This window comes from Mycobacterium sp. 134, from assembly GCF_048282715.1.
In the GTDB taxonomy this organism is placed as follows: Bacteria; Actinomycetota; Actinomycetes; order Mycobacteriales; family Mycobacteriaceae; genus Mycobacterium; species Mycobacterium septicum.
Genome location: NZ_JBLVUN010000008.1, coordinates 2,233,862 through 2,252,649, shown reverse-complemented (window position 1 = coordinate 2,252,649; position 18,788 = coordinate 2,233,862). Strand labels below are relative to the sequence as shown.

The window sequence follows — 18,788 nt, the reverse complement described above, 5'->3', positions numbered from 1 at the left end:
CGTGATGCGGGTCGGTCAGGACACCTTGATGACCTGTCCGGTGGCGTCGGTCCGCACCTGCTTGCTGCTGCGCTCCCCCTGGACGTTGATGAAGATGATGACGTTCGCGTCGAACGGGATGTTGCGCTTGATGCTCACTGTCTGGACCTTGCCGTCGGGGATCTCGCTGGCCGCCACAGCACCGTCGATCGCCGCGACGATCGCGCTGGTGGGCACGTCGGTGGTGACGAACAGATTCTGCTGGAGGGCCTCGGTGTCGTCGTCGTAGTCGATGGGACGCGACGGTCCGACCGCGCCCGACGTGTAGCTCCATTCGTTCAGCTCGGTCGGCGCGTTCGGGTCGATCGCCTCGACCTTGAGCAGGCTGGGCGTGATGACGACGTCGACCACCTGCATCGGGTTGGCACCGACCTTCCCCGCGATCGCCGCATAGGCGTTGTCGATGCCCTCAGCGGTGAACAGGTTGCCCGAGACCGCTTCGGTGATCTTCTCGGTACCCGAGGAGACGACCTTCTCGGCCGCCCCGGCGGCAGCGTCCCTGATCTCGGTCACCTTTGAGCAACCACTCAGCGCCGAGGCGGCAATCAGTGTGGCGCCGAGCGCGATACCGAAGCGGGTGAGTTTCATCGGGTCCTCTCCATCGTTGTAACCCGGCACTTTCGGCACGGGAACCTGCGTAAAGACTGTGCGAACGCTGGAAGGCTACCGACCCCGGCTCCGGCCATGGTGAGTCACCTCACCCCACCCGTTAGATTCGACCGATGGCGCAGTCCGTTCTGGTCGTCGGTGCCGGTATCACCGGCCTTGCCACCGCAGTCGCAATGCAGCAGCAGGGATTCGACGTATCCGTGGCAGAGGCACGCCGGGACGTCACCCCCGGTGCGGGAATCAGCCTGTGGCCCAACGCGCTGGCCGCACTCGATGAGATCGGTCTCGGCGATCAGGTGCGTGGTGCGGGCGGCCGGGTGACCACGGGAGCACTGCGCCGGGCCGGCGGAGCCTGGTTGCGCCGACCGGCGGCGCAACGGTTCACCCGCGCACTGGGCGAGCCTCTGGTGGTGATCAGGCGCGCCGCCCTGACCGAGATTCTCACGGATGCACTCGCGCCGGGCACGGTCCACTACGAGCTCACCGCCGACAAGATCGAGATCGGCACCTCGGATGTGCGGGTCACGTTCACCGACGGCACGGTCCGCGAGGCGGCCGGTCTGGTCGGCGCCGACGGCGTCGACTCGGTGGTGGCCCGACACCTGAATGGGCCGCTGCCCCGCCGTTACACCGGCTACACGGCGTGGCGCGCGGTGGCCGCGTGCCCGCTCGATCCCGATCTGTCGGGCGAAACGCTGGGCGCTGGTTCACAGGTGGGGCACGTGCCCCTCGGCGACGACCACACGTATTGGTTCGCCACCCAGCGCGCGCCGCGCGGCCAGACCACACCCGATGGCGAGCTGAACCACCTGAAACGGCATTTCGCGTCGTGGTCGGAGCCGATCCCCACACTGCTGGCCACGACCGATCCCGATGAGGTGCTCCGGAACGATCTCTACGATCGTGCCCCCGCCCGCATCTGGGCCCGCGGTCCCGTGGTGATCGCCGGGGACGCCGCCCATCCGATGCGCCCACATCTGGGCCAGGGCGGCTGCCAGGGACTGGAGGACGCGGCCACTCTGGCCGCCCTCGCGGCCAACGGACCCGATCTGGGCAGCGCGTTCGCCCGGTTCGCGGCGATTCGACGCAGGCGGGTCAAGACGATCGTGCGGGAGGCCGAGTTGATCGGCCGACTCGTGAACCTGCGCCCGCCGGCACTCAGCGCGGCAGCTACCCGGGCGTCGGTCCTCATACCTGAAGCTGTATTGACCCGGCACCTGGCCTCCATCGCCGGGCGCGGGGCATTCACCCCGGTGCGCTGAGCTCAGTGCGGCACGCCGAAGGCTCCGAGCGGATCCAGGAAGGTCGTGCAGATCCGGCGTAGGTCGAAGATTCCCAGCACCGAACCGGGGCGCACAGCCTGGCAGCCGGTCGGCGCACTGGGAGTCGCCCAGCCCGCCGGCGTTCCGCCCCGGACGCCGCACTTGGGCCAGGCTCCGATCCCCTGGGTCGCCAGGACGTTCTCGGCCACCCTTATCTGCTCCTCGCGGGACGCGGTGGCAGGCGATCCGATGCCGCCGTGGGAGGCCCAGGTGGCGGGTTTGAACTGCAGGCCGCCGTAGTGACCGTTGCCGGTGTCGATGGACCAGTTGCCGCCCGATTCGCAGTCGGCGATCGCATCCCAGTTCACGGTGTCCGCACCAGCGGTCGCCGTCGAGGCGAACATCGGTGCCAGCATGAGGCCCGCCGACGTCGCAGCAAGCCAGAAAGCCCTGGTCAACGCCCTTCGTATGGTCATCTCACGGCCCTTCCCCGACCTTTGACACCAAGGACCGCTGCAGATGCCGATCACGTTCGTGCAACTGTGCGGTCACTAATGGGTTCGTGTGACCAACGTCACGCGTTACAGAGGGGGCAGAAGTTTTTTCGGAGGTTGTCGAGGCTGGAGCAACCGGAGCGCCTCCTGATGAAACAGAAGCGGCGCCGGGCAGAGGCCCGGCGCCGCTTCGTATCAAGTTGTCAGTGGCTCACGTTGTGAGCAGCCCTGTACTAGCCGCGCTTGCCGCACACCGGCCAGGCGCCGATGCCCTGGGAGCGCAGCACGTTCTCAGCGACCCGGATCTGCTCGGAGCGCGAGGCCTGGTGGGGCGAACCCGAACCACCGTTGGCGCGCCAGGTGCCCATGTTGAACTGCAGGCCACCGTAGTACCCGTTACCGGTGTTGATCGCCCAGTTGCCACCCGACTCACAGGCAGCGACGGCGTCCCAGTTGACGCTGTCCGCATTGGCGGTACCGGCACCCAGTGCCACGGGAGCCACAGCGAGCGCTCCAGCAATGATGCCCAGCCCAAACGTCTTGCGGATGTTCTTCACTTCGTTCCTCTCGCCAAGCGCGCGCCAAACAGCACCCGCCAGGCGGGTGCGGAAGCCTGAATCCAGGCCGGAGGGGTTGGTTCGCGCCGTCTCGGTCAGGCACGAAAGGGAGGGCCACAGTGCCCGGCCCGGGATCAGACCCAGGCCCCCGCGTCGGGCGTAATCGCCACCGCGGCCCCACTCACACGCAGGTTCTTGGTGTTGAAATTATTTGCTCCCTGTGGAGACGCTTTGGACCGTACAAAGGTCTCGGAGAGAAGTCACCTCGATGTAGAAGCGATCGCGGAAAGATCACGGACAGATAACGAGACGCTGAACGAATCGTTTGTGCAGGTCAGCGACGGATGGCAGTCGTTACCGTTTCGTGATCGGCGCAAACGAAAAGTGAGGCAGATCACGCATTTTTTGTGAACTGGCCCACTTGATTCAACTGCGTTATCGCGGGCAAACAACGCTTGGGACAACAAAACCCCTGGTAGACGCCATCGGCGAGTGTCACAACATGCCGCACCAAGAGAATCTGTTCGCTACAGACACCCAGCTGCCCGAGTCCGGGCCGGCATCCGATCATCTTGGCACACAAGGGATATCGCCTCCGTCGGCCACCGCAGACAGGCCGCACCGTCCCGCGTCCGACATCCGCAGAGTCGGTAGCTGAATCGCCAAAAAGACTGAACTACAAGCTCTTTCATCGTTACGACTCGAATCGTCAGTCAGCCCGGCCAACCCCGCGGCACGAGCCCGAATCGCCCGGCTCCGACAAACCGAGCGGTCAGGGGTCTTTTGACACAAACTTAGACATACTGAGCATGTGCCGCAGCGAATAGCGAGCAGAGTTCCCGCACTCGGCGACAAGTCGAATGATCATGAACGCCAGTGACTTTCGCGTACACCCGCCGGCCAGCTACGGATGACGTTTTCTGAATTGATCCGACTTCCAGAGACTCGAATACGGTGAAATAACCTGTCAATTATCTCGGTACGATAAATTCAGCCCAGTTGCCCTGCTAATTCGCAATTTGCTGAGATTTGTCCGTCACACAACTCTGCTCAGGGCAGATCGGCCGCGGTGTTGACGTTGGTCAGCGCGCGCTGCGGTGCCATCACGATCCGTTGCGTATCGACGGACTCGGCGAGCGCCCGCATGCTGCGTCGGCCGTCGCGCACCAGATCAGCGATCGGCCCGGCGAGCGCACTCCGGTAGATTCCCGCCAGATAGTGGTCCCTGCCGTCCCACGGCAACACGATATCCGCAGGTGACCGCTCCGCAGAGGCCACCAGGGTGTCGATCAGCTCCGACGACAGATACGGCATGTCCACGGCGCACACGAAGGCGCGGTCCACGCCGGCCTCCGCTACGGCACGCAGTCCGCGACCCGTCGCCACCAGCGGCCCGACTCCACGCACCTCGTCACGGAGCACCTCGGCGCTCAGCGCGGGCAGTGGCTGGCCGGGCGCCGCGATCACGAAGACCGGTGAACAGCGTCTACTCACCGCGTCGACCACATGCTCGACCATCGTCGAGCCGTCGAACGGCAGCGTCGCCTTGTCGCGCCCCATACGGCGCGAAGCCCCGCCCGCCAGAACTACGGCGGCGAGCGGGGCTGTGCTCAGGTTGTTTTGGTCAGCGGGGTCAGTCGACGGTCCAGGTGTCTTTGCCACGCAGCAAGGATTGCAGAGCCGCGGTGTCATGAGGCTTGGATTCGATGGCCGTGTTGACCTGCTGGCGCGCGGCGTCGTCGTAGGTGGGCCGGCTGACCTTGCGGAAGATACCCATCACCATGTGATCGAGGTTCTGCTCGCTCAGCCGCGACAGCGCGAATGCGTAGGCAGGGTCGTCGATCTCGGCGTTGTGCACCACGATGTCGGCGGCCGCGACGTCGGCGGTCTTGGCGACCTCCAGGCCGTACCCGGACTTGACCACGCAGTACTCGCCGTCGGTACCGAACTTGATCGGCTCACCGTGGGTGACGTTGATCAGCCGTTCCTCGGCGCCTTCCTTGCGGAGCGCATCGAACGATCCGTCGTTGAAGATCGGGCAGTCCTGCATGATCTCCACGAGCGCGGCACCGCGGTGCTCGGCCGCGCCGCGCAGCACCTCGGACAGACCCTTGCGGTCGGAGTCCAGCGCGCGGCCGACGAATGTGGCCTCCGCTCCCAGCGCCAGCGACACCGGGTTGAACGGGTAGTCCAGCGAGCCCATCGGGGTCGACTTGGTCACCTTGCCGACCTCGGAGGTCGGCGAGTACTGCCCCTTGGTCAGGCCGTAGATCCGGTTGTTGAACAGCAGGATCGTGAGGTTGACGTTGCGGCGCAGCGCGTGGATCAGGTGGTTACCACCGATCGACAGGGAGTCACCGTCACCGGTGACGACCCACACCGACAGGTCCGGACGGGCCAGGGCCAGACCGGTGGCGATGGTGGGGGCGCGACCGTGGATCGAGTGGAAGCCGTAGGTCTCCAGGTAGTACGGGAACCGGCTGGAGCAGCCGATACCGCTGATGAACGCGATGTTCTCGCGCTTGAGGCCCAACTCCGGCAGGAAGTTGCGGATGGTGTTGAGGATGACGTAGTCACCGCATCCCGGGCACCAGCGGACCTCCTGGTCACTGGTGAAGTCCTTGCCCTTCTGCGGCTGGTCGGTGGTGGGCACCAGGGCGTTCTTGGTCAGTCCCGCCTCTGTCAGCCCCAGGTCTGCGCCGATCAGATCAGTCATGCGTTCGCTCCCACACCGCTCGCCTCAACCTCAATCGTGGCCGCCGCCAACCGGGCGAACTTGGCCTTGTCACTTTCCTTCTCACCGAGTGTGCCGTCCAGGGCCGCATCGATGATGCCTTCGACCTCGTCGGCGAGGAAGGCCATGCCCTCCACCTTGGTCACCGACTGGACGTCGACCAGATACTTGCCGCGCAGCAGCAGCGCCAGCTGGCCCAGGTTCATCTCCGGCACCACCACGTTCGGGTAGCGACGCAGCACCTCACCGAGGTTCGCCGGGAAGGGGTTGAGGTGGCGCAGATGGGCCTGGGCCACCTTGATGCCCTTGCGCCTGGCCCGCCGGCAGGCCTCGCCGATCGGGCCGTAGCTGCTCCCCCAGCCCAGCATCAGCAGTTCGGCGTCGCCGGTGGGGTCGTCGACCTCCAGATCGGGCACCTTGATGCCGGCGATCTTCTCCTGGCGCAACCGCACCATGAGGTCGTGGTTCTTGGGCTCGTACGAGATGTTGCCCGAGCCGTTGGCGGCCTCAAGACCACCGATCCGGTGCTCCAGGCCCGGAGTGCCGGGCACCGCGAACTGACGGGCCAGGGTCTCGGGGTCGCGCGCGTAGGGGGCGAACGGCTCGCCGGACTTGGCGAACGTGTGCTCGATCGGCGGGTAGGTGCTGATATCCGGGATCTGCCAGGGCTCAGAGCCGTTGGCGACCGCACCGTCGGACAGGATGATGACCGGGGTGTGGTAGTCGATCGCGATCCGCGAGGCCTCCACGGCGATGTCGAAGCAGTCCGACGGCGACTTCGGGGCCAGGATCGCGACCGGCGATTCCCCGTTGCGGCCGAACAGCGCCTGCAACAGGTCGGCCTGCTCGGTCTTGGTCGGCAGACCCGTCGACGGACCACCGCGCTGCACGTCGACGATGAGCAGCGGCAGTTCGGTCATCACGGCCAGGCCGATCGCCTCGGATTTGAGCGAGACGCCCGGGCCCGAGGTGCTGGTGACGCCGAGAGCGCCACCGTAGGAGGCGCCGATGGCCGCGCCGATGCCGGCGATCTCATCCTCGGCCTGGAAGGTCAGCACGTTGAAGTTCTTGTGCTTGGACAGTTCGTGGAGGATGTCCGACGCCGGGGTGATCGGGTAGGTGCCCAGCACCACCTGAATCTGGGCCAGATGTCCGGCGGCCACGATGCCGTAGGCCAGCGCGGTGTTACCCGAGATCTGACGGTATTCACCCGACTTCAGCTTGGCCGGCGACACCTCGTAGGTGGTGGCGAATGCCTCAGTGGTCTCGCCGTAGTTCCATCCGGCCTTCAACGCCAGGACGTTGGCCTCGGCCACGTCGGGCTTGCGGGAGAACTTCTCCCGGATGAATGCCTCGCTGTGCTCGAGCTCGCGGCCGTACATCCAGGACAGCAGGCCGAGGGCGAACATGTTCTTGGCGCGCTGGCCGTCCTTCTTGGTGGCGCCGATCACCTCGACGGCACCCAGGGTCAGCGTCGTCATCGCGACGGAGGTCACCACGTAGTCGGACAACGTGTCATCCTCTAGCGGATTGTTGTCGTATCCGACCTTTGCGAGGTTGCGCTTGGTGAACTCATCGGAGTTGGCGATGATCAGGCCGCCGCGGGGCAGGTCTGACACGTTGGCCTTCAGCGCGGCGGGATTCATCGCCACGAGCACGTCGGGACGGTCACCGGCGGTCAGGATGTCGTAGTCGGCGATCTGGATCTGGAACGACGACACACCGGGCAGGGTGCCCTGTGGCGCGCGGATCTCGGCCGGGTAATTCGGCTGGGTTGCCAGGTCGTTTCCGAACAGTGCAGCTTCAGAAGTGAAGCGGTCACCGGTCAGCTGCATACCGTCGCCGGAGTCGCCGGCGAAACGGATGACGACCTTCTCGAGCTTCTGCCGCGGCGCGGCGCCATTGCCGTTGCCGTTCTCACCCACGGCTACCGCCTTTCACACGTACTTTGACCATGTCTTTCCGGGCCGCTGTCATGTGACGCGCCGCCGGATCGAATGTCCACCGAATTTTGATGTCACTACCAGTACCGATTATTGCACTGCTCTTAGGCTGCGCTTCACCGCGCCGTGCCCCGACACGCGGGTGGGTTCCCGCCGAAGGTGCTGTTCGTGGGCGTGAAGGAGGCCGATTTGAGACAGAACTGTGGTTTTCGTCACGTTTAGGAGAATGTCATTCTCTAAGGAAAAAGCTACTGGCCGGTAGCTCTCCGCTAGCACCGGCAAGCACAAACTTGACACCTGTCGAGTTTAGACCCCGACCTGCGGCTACGCCAGGCCGGGTGCCCCGGTGTGAACCCGCTTGTCCAACTCCCCGGCCACCAGTTCGCTGGCCGCCTCCGCCGAGCGACGCGGATCATGGCCGGCCGCGCGATGCGCGACGTAACAGGCGGTGAACATGTCCCCCGCCCCCGTGGTCTGGACATCCAGGACCCGCCAGGCGGCCGGCACGCGCTCCACCGCACCCTCTATATAGATGTCGCATCCCTCCGAGCCGTAGGTCACCAGGATCTCCGCGACGCCGAGTCGCTCGGCGCTCGACGCGTCGAACGCACCGTCGGCGACGATCACCGCCTCGTCCTCGGCAAGCTTGAGGATGTCGACATCGGCCAGCAGGCCCGCGGGAAAGTGGCGATCCTCGATCAGCGGCCCCAATCGGTCGGCCCGCACCAGGCCCTGCCCGTCATAGGCGACCCGATGACCGCGTGCCGCGAGGGCGGCCAGCGTCTCGGCCGGGAAATCGGTGCGTAGCAGCGGGGCCAGGTGCACCCATGTCGTCGCCGGGTCGGCCGCGTCGATGTCCGCGGCGGTCCACACCGGGCCGATCGCCTGCACACCCATGTGCCGGTGATCGGTGTCGTCGTAGTCGAGGCTGAACGAACTGGTGGCGTCCGAGGGCAGGATCTGCACCAGCGACCCGAACCGCGCGCGCAACCCGTCGAACAGCGCGTGATCACGTTCGGCACCCATCGCGATGATCCGGCCGGGTCCGCCTGCCGCCTGCAGCGCCACTCCCGCGAACGATGCGCATCCCCCCGGGCTCGGCGGCGCCCCGTTGATGATGTCGATCGCGAGGTTGCCGAGCACGGTTACCCCAGGGACTAGCTCTCGTGGCATGGATGAAGTCTCCCGGTCTGGACGATCATCGCGCTCCCCGACCCCGTCCGATCCCCGACCCGACATCAAAATGTGATCCACCTCACATCGCGGACGAGGCGGAATGCCTCTCGCGGGATCCGCATTCAAATCACATAGATAGCCAATGTTGTGACGAAGGGTAGTGCGAAATGCGCATGGATTCGAGGCTGAAACTCCTCCTCTGTACCGCCGGCTTGGCAGCCGCCGCCGTGATGGCGGTACTGGGCCTCCAACCAGACCAGATCCAGAACACACCCGACATGTCCGTGCCCGCAGCCGAATCCACCATGCAGTTCGGCGAGACCGTGACCCAATCCGTACCGCCGTCGGCGCCCGACACACCCGCCGCCACACCACCGGTCAAGGCCCAGCCCGCCCCGACCGCAGAGCCCGGATAAGCCGGACGGCTCACGCCGGCAGGTTGTATGGCGTGATCACCTGAATGGGCACGGGGCGGACCGGCTCGCCCGGCAGTGCGCCGTGTTGCTGCAGGATCAGCCGCATCGCCAGTCGCGCGTCGGCCCGGAGATCGTTGTGCAGGACCACCGAAATCCTGCCTTCCCGTAGCAGTCTGCGGTTGTCCACGTCGAGATCGTGGGCGACGAACACCCGGCACTCTCGTCCGAGCTTCTCGAACGCTGCCACTGTGGCCGCGTTGCCGCCGCCCGGCGAATAGACCGCCTCCACCGACGGGTGACGCTGCAGTGCATCGAGCACCAGCCGTTCGTTCGTCGCGTCGATGCCGTCGCTGTCGGTCACCTCGACGACCGCGCGACCGGAACCGCGCAGCCCCGACCGGAATCCCACCTCACGCTCGCCCTCGCCACGAAACACCGTGCGGCTCAGGGTGATCAGCACCTCGGAGCGGGTGGGGCCCAGCCATTGCTCGATCAGGTAGGCCGCTGTCGCACCGGCGCCGTGGTTGTCGATGCCGACGTAGGCACTGCGGGCGCTGGTGGGGATGTCGGTCGTGTACGTCACCACCGGAACACCGGCGGCGACCAAGTGGTCGACGGCCTCGGCCACCTCGGGTTCGTCGGCCGCCTTGAGCACCACCCCGTGGCTGCTGCGGATGCCCGCCAGCGTATCGACCATCTGGGCAGTTGAGCCGGACTCCCAGAGATGGAAGCGCGCCCGCAACATGGCCGGGGCGAACGTGGGCAACTCGGCCTCGACAGCGGCCCGGAACGCGTCGGAGAACCGTTGTGGGGTCTGCATGACCACGTCGATCAGGTAGCGACGCCCGTTGAGCCGCAACTGCGCCCGTTGCTTGTCCAGATCGGCGATCGCCTGGCGCACCTCGGCTCGGGTGTTCTCCCGCACACCCGGGCGGTCGTTTAACACCCGGTCCACCGTTGCCTCGCTCAAACCGCACTGCTGAGCGATCTCACGGACCTTGTATCGGTGCGCCACTGCTGACCTCCGATGCCTTCTGATGGTTTTTTGATGGCTTTTTGCCGTTGATTGTGCCACAGGACACAGCAAGACTGTCAGCCATGACCACGACACTGCGGACATCGCAGACCGGGCGCCGGGCCTGGATCGAGGAGGCGGACTGCTCCCTCGACGAGTTCCGCGCCCAGGTGTCCCGTACCACCGACGCCGCCGACTACCCCCTCGCCGCCGACATCCGGCACAACGTCCCGGTGTACTCGGCCGCCACCATCGCCGACGCCGACCGCCGCGGTCTGCAGGCCGAGTTGATCGGCGCGTTGGCCGACGGCCCGGGCGTCGTGGTGTTCGAAGGTGCCTTCGATGAGGACGTCGTCGATCGGGCCGGCGCCGCGTTCGGCGCGCTGATCGAAGCCCAGCGCGCCGAAGGCGCCGCCGCCGGTGACCACTTCGGCAAGGCCGGTGCGAACGACCGCATCTGGAACGCCGCGCAGAAGCTGGCCCTGCATTCCCCCGCCGTGTACGCCGAGTACTACGCCAACGACGCGCTGGCCGTCGTGTCGCAGGCCTGGCTGGGCCCGCGCTATCAGGTCACCTCACAGGTCAACGTCGTCAATCCCGGTGGCGCAGCGCAGGTTCCGCATCGCGACTATCACCTCGGTTTCGTCGCCCCGGACCAGTTGGCCGACTACCCCGCACACCTGCACCGGCTGTCACCGGCGATGACGCTCCAGGGCGCGGTCGCGCATTGCGACATGCCGCAGGCCAGCGGCCCGACCATGCTGTTGCCGTACTCGCAGACCTTCGAGGCCGGGTACATCGCGTTCTACCGGCCCGAGTTCATCGAATTCTTCGCCGCCCACCACGTTCAGGTGCCGCTGCGCAAGGGCGATGCGGTCTTCTTCAATCCGGCGCTGTACCACGGCGCGGGCACCAACACCTCGACCGACATCCGGCGCATGGCCAACCTGCTGCAGATCTCCTCGCCGTTCGGCCGCGCGATGGAAGCACTCGATCGCACCGCCATGGTCCGGGCCGTGTACCCCGCCCTGCTGGCGATGAAGTCCGCGGGCCGCTCCGAGCGCGCTCTGGCCAACGCCGTCAACGCCACCGCCGAGGGCTACGCGTTCCCGACGAATCTCGACCGGGACCAACCCATCGGCAGTCTGGCTCCGCCCAGTCAGGTCGACACCGTGCTGGCCGCACTGGCCGGCGATCTGACCCCCGAAGAACTCGACACCATCCTCGATCAGCAGCAAGAACGGAGAATCCCATGACCACGCTCGGCGTTATCGGACTGGGCCGCATCGGCGCATTCCACACCGAAACCCTTTCCACCCTGGACGGTTTGGACGGGCTGGTGATCACCGACGAGCGCGCTGACGTGGCCGCGGCGGTCGCCGCCAAGCACGGTGCCAAAGCCGTCGACACCGTCGAGGAACTGTTGTCCTCCGGGATCGACGGCGTGGTCGTGGCCGCCGCGACACCGGCGCACGCCGAGCTGACACTGGCCGCCGTCGAGCGCGGCATCCCCACCTTCTGCGAGAAGCCGATCGCCTCCACCGCCGTGGAGAGCGCGCGGGTCGCCGAGACCATCGCACGATCCGGTGTCCCCGTGCAGGTCGGGTACCAGCGCCGGTTCGATGCCGCCTTCGCCGCTGCCAAGCGTGCGGTCGACGACGGGTCGTTGGGCATCCTGCACACGGTGCGCAGCACCACGATGGACCCTGCTCCCCCGCCGCTGGACTACATCAAGGGCTCCGGCGGCATCTTCCGTGATTGCGCCGTGCACGATTTCGACATCATCCGCTGGATCACCGGCCAGAACGCGGTCGAGGTGTACGCCACCGGATCCGTACAGGGCGACCCGCTGTTCGCCGAGTACGGCGATGTGGACACCGCCGCGGTGATCGTGCGGTTTGACGGGGGTGCGCTGGGCGTCGTGTCGAATGCCCGCTACAACGCCCGCGGATACGACTGCCGCCTTGAGGTTCACGGATTCGACGACAGTGTGGCCGCCGGCTGGGATCAGGGTGTGCCGATGCGAAATGTTGATCCGGCCAACACATTCCCGACCGGACCCGCACACAACTTCTTCATGGACCGCTTCACCGAAGCGTTCCGCACGGAGCTGGCCGGCTTCGTCGAGGTGGCCAAGGGCGCGCCGGTCTCGGGCGCCACGGTGGCCGACGCCGTCGAGGTGGCCTGGCTGGCCGAGGCCGCCACCGAATCCCTGCGCCGGGGCGCCCCGGTGCGCATCGAGGAGGTTCGCAACGCATGAGCACCAACATCAAGATCGCCGGCGCACCGATCTCGTGGGGCGTCTGCGAGGTGCCCGGCTGGGGTTATCAGCTCGACCCCGAACGCGTGCTCACCGAGATGCGTGACACCGGCCTGACCGCCACGGAGCTCGGCCCGGAGGGCTTCCTGCCCGCCGACACCGCCGAACTTCAATCCGTGCTGACCCGGCACGGGCTGGCCTGCGTAGGTGGGTTCGTCCCCGTGGTGCTGCACAGCGCCGACCACGATCCCGCCGATGACCTTGCCGGACCGCTGGATTCGCTGGTGGCAGCCGGCGCCGGGGTCGTGGTGCTGGCCGCGGCCACCGGATCCGACGGCTACGACTCCCGGCCGGTGCTCGACGACGACCAATGGGCGACACTGCTGTCCAACCTGGACCGGCTGGCCTCGATCGTCGCCGCGCGCGGCCTGCTCGCGGTGCTGCATCCGCACGTGGGAACCATGGTCGAGACTCGCGACGATGTCGACCGGGTGCTGGCCGGCTCGGCGATCCCGCTGTGCCTGGACACCGGGCACCTGTTGATCGGCGGGACCGATCCGCTCGAACTGGCCAAGGCGGTGCCGCACCGAATCGCGCACACCCATCTCAAGGATGTCGACGCGGCCCTGGCCGCCAAGGTGCAGTCCGGTGCGATCAGCTACACCGATGCAGTCAAGGCCGGGATGTACACGCCCCTGGGCACTGGTGACGTTGACATCGCGGGCATCGTCTCGGTCCTGCGGGACAACGGTTTCGACGGATGGTTCGTGATGGAGCAGGACACCATCCTGGACGGCGCACCCGCCGGTGACGGGCCGGTCGCCGACGTGCGCACCAGCGTCGCGTACCTGAGGTCCGTCACCTCGTGACCGGATTGCGCATCGGTGTACTGGGTGCTTCCCGCATCGCCGAGAAGGCCATCGTGGGGCCGGCGCAGGAACTGGGTCACCGGCTGGTGGCGGTCGCCGCGCGTGATCCTCAGCGCGCGGCGGCTTTTGCCCGCAAACACGGCGTGGAGCGCGTGCTCGGCTCGTACGCCGAGGTGATCGACGACGCCGAGGTGGATGTGGTCTACAACCCGCTGGCCAACGGATTGCACGCGCCGTGGAATCTGGCGGCGATCACCGCCGGCAAGCCCGTGCTCAGCGAGAAGCCATTCGCGCGCAACAGATCTGAGGCCGCCACAGTCGCCCGGGCCGCCGAGGCCGCGGGGGTGACGGTGCTGGAGGGGTTCCACTACTTCTTCCACCCGGTGACACGGCGGGCCTTCACTCTGGCCGCCGGCGGTGAGATCGGTCGGCTCACCCGGGTCGAGGTGCGGATGGCGATGCCCGCACCGGAGGACGATGACCCCCGCTGGTCCCTGGCACTGGCCGGCGGGGCCCTGATGGACCTCGGCTGCTACGGCATGCACGTCTTGCGGTCGTTGGGCCGTCTGGACGTCGACGGGCTCCGCGGCGCACCATCCATCGTCGCTGCCCGTGCCGAACAACGCTCGACCGATGTCGATGCGACGTGCGATGTCGAGGTCGGTTTCCCGGGCGGCGCGACGGGGCTGACCGCCAATTCGATGGTAGCGCACGAGTATTCGTTCACCATCAGGATCGTCGGCAGCGACGGCGAGGTGCTGGTTCACGATTTCATCCGGCCCAATGACGACGACCGGATCACCGCGCGGACGGCCGCCGGTGAACGCGTCGAGCGACTCGGCACCCGGGCCAGCTATACGTACCAACTGGAAGCATTCGCCGACCACGTACAGAACGGCGCGGCGCTGCCGTTCGGGCTCGCCGACGCTGTGACCAACATGGCCTACGTCGACGCTGCCTACCAGGCCGCGGGATTGCCGCCCCGGTAAAAGGTTCTAGGAGAATGACAATGACCCACACTTTCGAACTGGCCGTGTGCGCCGAGATGGTGTTCACCGATCTCGACATCGTCGAGCGGGCCCGGCGGATATCCGAACTCGGCTTCTCCGTGGAGATCTGGAGCTTCACCGACAAAGACCTCGACGCACTGGCCGCCACCGGAGCCCGGTTCTCGTCGATGACCGGGTACCTGCACGGCGATCTCTACGACCCGGCGGGTGCCCAAGAGGTGGCCCGGACCGCACAGGAGGCCATCAAAGCCGCTGAGATACTCGGGGTTCCGCGACTCGTCGTGCATCCGGGCGAGCTGATCGACGGTCAGGCCGCCCGCCCCCGCCACCGCGTCACCGGCGACATGTGGTTCTCGGCGTTGCGCGGGCTGGAAGAGCTCGGTGAGCTGGGCGCCGACGCCGGCGTCACGTTCTGCCTGGAAAACCTCAACACCATCGTCGACCACCCCGGAGTTCCGCTGGCGCGCGCCAAGGACACCCTCGCGCTGATCGAGGCGGTCGACCACCCCAACGTCAAGATGATGCTCGACCTCTATCACGCCCAGATCGGCGAGGGAAACCTGGTCGAGCTGGTGCGCCGGGCCGGGTCGGCGATCGGCGAGATCCAGGTGGCCGACGTGCCGGGGCGCTGCGAGCCGGGGACCGGTGAGATCCACTACCCCGCCATAGCAAAGGCGTTGCGCGACAGCGGCTACACCGGGACGGTCGGCATGGAGGCGTACGCCTGCGGAGACAGCGTCGCGGCGCTGGAAGCCTTCCGCGCTGCATTTTCCTGACCCGCCGAAACTACGCTTTGTGAGGGAATTCGGCACCAATCCCACCACAAAGCGTAGTTTCGGCGCGGCCGTCTGCGCACAATGACGGAATGTCCGAGGCATCCTTTCCGCACGGCAACTGGGGGCGTGACGACGTCTCGCCGATGTTCAAGCCGGTGTTCGCGTTCGCCGCGTCCCCATTCGGCTCCAAGGTGATCCGCGCGATCGTGCCACTCGACAGGCGGGTGGTCGACCGCACGAAGGGTCGTTTCTCGTTGTTCGGACCGCTGTCGATGCCCGAACTGCTGTTGACCACGACCGGTCGAAAGTCAGGCCGGCCACGCACCTCCGTGCTCAGCTATGTCCACGAGGGCGACCGCCTACTGGTGATGGGCAGCAACTTCGGCCAGCAGCACCATCCGTCATGGTCGAGCAATCTCGTCGCCGAACCGCGGGCTTCGATATCGATGGCAGGTCAGGACATCCCGGTCGTCGCGACCGCGCTGTCCGGCGCCGAACGCGACGCGGCCCTGCAGCGCTTTCTCGCCTACCCGATGTACCGCGCCTACCAGACGCGCACCGACCGGGACATGCGAGTTTTCGCGCTGACGCGCAGATAGCTCAGCGCCCCGCAGGCCGGATGGCCGACGGGGCGCTGAGGCACAAACTACCGGCGGAGCTCGTGGCTGAGCGCCTCAAGCTCGTTGCCGCCGGCCATCTCCTGGGTCAGGGTTTCCAGAGAGATCTCGTCGTAGGTGCAGTCCAGCTTCTGGCGCCCGCGGTTCAGCAGCACGAAATGGTCACCGACCATGTGTGCGTGGTGCGGGTTGTGGGTGATGAAGATGACCCCGAACCCCTGTTCCTTGGCGGCCGTGATGTAGCGCAGCACCATGCCGGACTGCTTGACACCCAGCGCGGCCGTCGGCTCGTCGAGGATCAGCACGCGGGCACCGAAGAAGATCGCCCGCGCGATCGCCACACACTGGCGCTGACCACCCGACAGCGAGCCGATCGGCGCGTCGACGTCGGGCAGGTCGATACCCATCTTGTGCAGCTCGGAAATGGTGGTCGCGCGCATCGCGGAAATGTCCAGCGACGGCAGGATGCCCTTCTTGCGCAACTCGTTACCGAGAAAGAAGTTGCGCCACACCGGCATCAGTGCGACCACCGCCAGGTCCTGATAGACCGTTGCGATTCCGGCCTTGAGCGAGTCCTTGGGTGAGTCGAACACGGTCGGCGCGCCGTCGATCAGCAGCTCGCCCTCGGTGGGCTTGTGCAGGCCCGCGATGATCTTGATCAAGGTGGACTTACCGGCACCGTTGTCGCCGAGCACGCCCGTCACCTCGCCGGCACCCACCCGCAGGTTGATGTCCTTGAGCGCGATGATGTTTCCGTAGCTCTTGCCGACGTGTTTGAGTTCGACCAGCGGCACCGCGCCGCCCGACGGTGTCTCCGCAATCGGGGCTTCAGCAGTTGTGCTCATCTACTTACCTCTTCACCGCGTAGTTACGGACGACGTTGTTGGCGATCACCGCGAACAGCAGCATCCCGCCGAGGAAGAACTTGAACCAGTCCGGGTTCCACCCGGCATAGACGATGCCCTGGTTGGTCATGCCGAAGATGAAGGCACCGATCAGCGTGCCGATCGCGGTGCCGTAGCCACCGGTGAGCAGGCAGCCGCCGACCACCGCGGCGATGATGTAGAAGAACTCGTTGCCGATGCCCTGACCGGATTGCACCGTGTTGAACGCGAACAACAGGTGCATGCCGACGAACCAGGCGCAGAAGCTGACCACCATGAAGAGGCCGATCTTCACCTTGGTGACCGGTACGCCAACGGCACGGGCACTGTCCTGGTTGCCGCCGACAGCGAAGATCCAGTTGCCGATCTTGGTCTTGAACAGCACATAGGTGGCGATGACGACGAACAGGATCCACCACAGCACGGTGACGCGGACCGACACTCCGAGAATGTTGAACGACGAGGCGAATACGGCTCGGCCGGAATCGAATCCCTCCATGTCCGACACGCTGGGGGTGGCGACCTGGCCGGACAGCAGCTTGGTCACCGCCAGGTTGATGCCGGCGAGCATGAAGAAGGTGCTCAGCGTGATGAGGAACGACGGGATCTTGGTCTTCATCACCATGTAGCCGTTGAAGAAGCCGATCGCCAGGGCCATCACCAGCGCCAGTACCGCACCCGTCCACAGGTTCAGGTGCAGGTTGTACGACAACATCGAGGCGGAGAGCGAAGCCGTGGTGACGGCGACACCCGACGACAGATCGAACTCACCGCCGATCATCAGCACGCCCACCCCGACGGCCATGATGCCGATCGTCGAACTGGCATAGAGCACCGTGGCCAGAGCTTCCGGAGTCCGGAAGGGCGGCGCCACGATCAGGAACAGCACGAAGATGCCGATCGCACCGATCGCCGCACCCATCTCGGGGCGGATCAGCAGGCGCTGCAGCTTGTTCTGTTCCTTGACGCGCTCGTCGCGGACGACCTTGTGCGTTTCGAGATTGAGATCTGCCTGGGTACTCATGTCTAGCGCGTCCCGTTCTTCGCGTACTCGGCGACTGAGTCGATATTGGTCTTGTCGATGAACGACGGACCGGTCAGAGTTGGCTGATTGCCGCCGATGACGTTGCCGTTGTTGATGAAGAGCCACAGCGAGTCGACGGCGAGGTATCCCTGCAGGAACGGCTGCTGATCGACGGCCCATTGGACGTCACCGTTCTTGATCGAGTCGACCAGTGCGGCGTTGGTGTCGAACGTGCCGACTTTGGCCGAGCTGCCGGAATTGCGCACCGACTGCACGGCGGTCGGCGCGAACGGCGCACCGAGTGTCACCACGTAGTCGATCGACCGGTCCTGCTGCAGCTTGGCGGTGATGGTCGACTCCACCGACGGCATGTCCTTGCCGTTGACGTTGAGTGTCTCGGTGCCGGGGAAGGTGTTCTTGACGCCGGCGCAGCGGGCCTCGAGGTCGACGTGGCCTTGTTCCTGGATCACACACAGGACCTTCTTTGCACCCTCTTCGGTGAGCCGCCGGCCCGCCTCCTGCCCGGCGATGTAACCGTCCTGACCGAAGTACTCCTTGACGCCGATCTTCTGCCAGGAGTCGAGGCCGGCGTTGAACGCGACCGTGGGAATGCCTTTGCCCGTGGCATTTTCGATAGCGGTCTTCATGGCGTCCGGCTTGGCCAGCGTCACCGCGATGCCCTGCACACCGCTGTCCACGGCGGTCTGGACCAGGTTGGCCTGATTGGGCGCCTCGGGATCCGAGGAGTACCGCAGTTCGATGTTGTCTTTCTTGGCCGCGGTCTCGGCGCCCTTGCGCACCAGGTCCCAGAAGGAGTCACCCGGCACCTCGTGGGTGATCATCGCGATGGTGGCCCGCGGGGTGTCGACGGTTCCGCCGCCCATCCCGCCACCGGTGTCCCGCGGCTTTCCGCCGGTGCTGGAGCACGCGCCGGCGCCCATGACCAGCACACCCGCCGCAGCTACCACCGCGAGCCGACTGAACCTCATTGCTTCTCCTTGCCATCGACGTCACCGGGTGCTTGTGCGTCTGGGTGACAAGCGACACGGCCTCGCAGTCGATGTAATACCGCTCACATCCGAATGTCAATACTTTGTTCGGAC

General features: G+C 66.1%; 18 protein-coding genes and 1 pseudogene. 8 read left to right on the top strand and 11 right to left on the bottom strand.

Annotated elements, in window-relative coordinates:
- Positions 1-15 precede the first annotated feature (15 nt).
- Entirely contained in the window at positions 16-627 is a 612-nt protein-coding gene (locus tag ACNQVK_RS15585; protein WP_044522809.1) for a hypothetical protein, read from the bottom strand.
- A 134-nt stretch (positions 628-761) separates the two neighbouring features.
- Between ACNQVK_RS15585 and ACNQVK_RS15580 the strand changes: the two genes are divergently transcribed.
- Positions 762-1,910 carry an FAD-dependent monooxygenase gene (locus ACNQVK_RS15580; RefSeq protein WP_418030229.1) on the top strand — a complete coding sequence of 383 codons (1,149 nt, stop codon included), beginning with the start codon at positions 762-764 and terminating at the stop codon, positions 1,908-1,910.
- 2 nt (positions 1,911-1,912) lie between these two features.
- On the opposite strand, the gene ACNQVK_RS15575 is transcribed toward ACNQVK_RS15580, so the two are convergent.
- The 6 genes and pseudogenes from ACNQVK_RS15575 to ACNQVK_RS15550 form a co-directional block, all read right to left on the bottom strand.
- Positions 1,913-2,386 (bottom strand): transglycosylase family protein, encoded by a 474-nt coding sequence (locus ACNQVK_RS15575; RefSeq protein ID WP_418030228.1) that lies wholly within the window; start codon positions 2,384-2,386, stop codon positions 1,913-1,915.
- 251 nt (positions 2,387-2,637) lie between these two features.
- Positions 2,638-2,871: pseudogene (locus ACNQVK_RS15570) on the bottom strand (transglycosylase family protein); the annotation flags it as partial.
- 1,140 nt (positions 2,872-4,011) lie between these two features.
- A complete protein-coding gene (gene mobA, locus ACNQVK_RS15565; RefSeq protein WP_418030227.1) occupies positions 4,012-4,623 on the bottom strand; it encodes a molybdenum cofactor guanylyltransferase in 612 nt (203 codons plus the stop codon).
- Positions 4,595-5,677, bottom strand: coding sequence for a 2-oxoacid:ferredoxin oxidoreductase subunit beta (locus tag ACNQVK_RS15560; RefSeq protein WP_090431751.1), 1,083 nt, complete (start codon positions 5,675-5,677; stop codon positions 4,595-4,597). The genes mobA and ACNQVK_RS15560 overlap by 29 nt, the downstream gene beginning before the upstream one ends.
- Positions 5,674-7,620: a 2-oxoacid:acceptor oxidoreductase subunit alpha gene (locus ACNQVK_RS15555; protein ID WP_044522767.1), complete on the bottom strand. Its 1,947-nt coding sequence runs from the start codon at positions 7,618-7,620 to the stop codon at positions 5,674-5,676. The genes ACNQVK_RS15560 and ACNQVK_RS15555 overlap by 4 nt, the downstream gene beginning before the upstream one ends.
- 342 nt (positions 7,621-7,962) lie before the next feature.
- Positions 7,963-8,811 (bottom strand): PfkB family carbohydrate kinase, encoded by an 849-nt coding sequence (locus ACNQVK_RS15550; protein ID WP_418030225.1) that lies wholly within the window; start codon positions 8,809-8,811, stop codon positions 7,963-7,965.
- Positions 8,812-8,987: 176 nt separating this feature from the next.
- On the opposite strand from ACNQVK_RS15550, the gene ACNQVK_RS15545 reads away from it, so the two are divergent.
- The gene (locus ACNQVK_RS15545) at positions 8,988-9,230 is read left to right on the top strand and encodes a hypothetical protein (RefSeq protein ID WP_418030224.1); all 243 of its coding nucleotides are present in this window, start codon (positions 8,988-8,990) and stop codon (positions 9,228-9,230) included.
- Between the two features lie 10 nt (positions 9,231-9,240).
- Here the strand turns inward: ACNQVK_RS15545 and ACNQVK_RS15540 are convergent, their stop codons facing one another.
- The gene (locus tag ACNQVK_RS15540) at positions 9,241-10,245 is read right to left on the bottom strand and encodes a LacI family DNA-binding transcriptional regulator (protein ID WP_418030222.1); all 1,005 of its coding nucleotides are present in this window, start codon (positions 10,243-10,245) and stop codon (positions 9,241-9,243) included.
- An 83-nt stretch (positions 10,246-10,328) separates the two neighbouring features.
- Here ACNQVK_RS15540 and ACNQVK_RS15535 point away from each other — a divergent pair, with 83 nt between their 5' ends.
- The 6 genes from ACNQVK_RS15535 to ACNQVK_RS15510 all read left to right on the top strand — a co-directional run bounded on the left by ACNQVK_RS15535 (position 10,329) and on the right by ACNQVK_RS15510 (position 15,759).
- Positions 10,329-11,501 carry a phytanoyl-CoA dioxygenase family protein gene (locus ACNQVK_RS15535; protein ID WP_418030221.1) on the top strand — a complete coding sequence of 391 codons (1,173 nt, stop codon included), beginning with the start codon at positions 10,329-10,331 and terminating at the stop codon, positions 11,499-11,501.
- Positions 11,498-12,505 (top strand): Gfo/Idh/MocA family oxidoreductase, encoded by a 1,008-nt coding sequence (locus ACNQVK_RS15530; RefSeq protein ID WP_418030220.1) that lies wholly within the window; start codon positions 11,498-11,500, stop codon positions 12,503-12,505. Before ACNQVK_RS15535 ends, ACNQVK_RS15530 begins: the two co-directional genes overlap by 4 nt.
- Positions 12,502-13,374, top strand: a complete 873-nt coding sequence (locus tag ACNQVK_RS15525) for a sugar phosphate isomerase/epimerase family protein (RefSeq protein WP_418030219.1) — start codon at positions 12,502-12,504, stop codon at positions 13,372-13,374. The genes ACNQVK_RS15530 and ACNQVK_RS15525 overlap by 4 nt, the downstream gene beginning before the upstream one ends.
- Entirely contained in the window at positions 13,371-14,363 is a 993-nt protein-coding gene (locus ACNQVK_RS15520) for a Gfo/Idh/MocA family protein (protein WP_418030218.1), read from the top strand. Before ACNQVK_RS15525 ends, ACNQVK_RS15520 begins: the two co-directional genes overlap by 4 nt.
- A 20-nt stretch (positions 14,364-14,383) precedes the next feature.
- On the top strand, positions 14,384-15,160 hold the full coding sequence (locus ACNQVK_RS15515) for a TIM barrel protein (protein WP_418030216.1): 777 nt from the start codon (positions 14,384-14,386) through the stop codon (positions 15,158-15,160).
- An 89-nt stretch (positions 15,161-15,249) separates the two neighbouring features.
- Positions 15,250-15,759: a nitroreductase family deazaflavin-dependent oxidoreductase gene (locus ACNQVK_RS15510; RefSeq protein WP_418030215.1), complete on the top strand. Its 510-nt coding sequence runs from the start codon at positions 15,250-15,252 to the stop codon at positions 15,757-15,759.
- A 47-nt stretch (positions 15,760-15,806) separates the two neighbouring features.
- Here ACNQVK_RS15510 and ACNQVK_RS15505 read toward each other — a convergent pair whose 3' ends face one another.
- Genes ACNQVK_RS15505 through ACNQVK_RS15495 form a run of 3 tightly spaced genes read right to left on the bottom strand, consistent with a single transcriptional unit; the run spans position 15,807 to position 18,674 of the window.
- Positions 15,807-16,622, bottom strand: coding sequence for an ATP-binding cassette domain-containing protein (locus tag ACNQVK_RS15505; RefSeq protein ID WP_276127227.1), 816 nt, complete (start codon positions 16,620-16,622; stop codon positions 15,807-15,809).
- A gap of 4 nt (positions 16,623-16,626) precedes the next feature.
- Positions 16,627-17,685 (bottom strand): ABC transporter permease, encoded by a 1,059-nt coding sequence (locus ACNQVK_RS15500; RefSeq protein WP_168441759.1) that lies wholly within the window; start codon positions 17,683-17,685, stop codon positions 16,627-16,629.
- A gap of 2 nt (positions 17,686-17,687) precedes the next feature.
- Positions 17,688-18,674 carry a substrate-binding domain-containing protein gene (locus tag ACNQVK_RS15495; RefSeq protein WP_409551417.1) on the bottom strand — a complete coding sequence of 329 codons (987 nt, stop codon included), beginning with the start codon at positions 18,672-18,674 and terminating at the stop codon, positions 17,688-17,690.
- Positions 18,675-18,788: the final 114 nt, after the last annotated feature.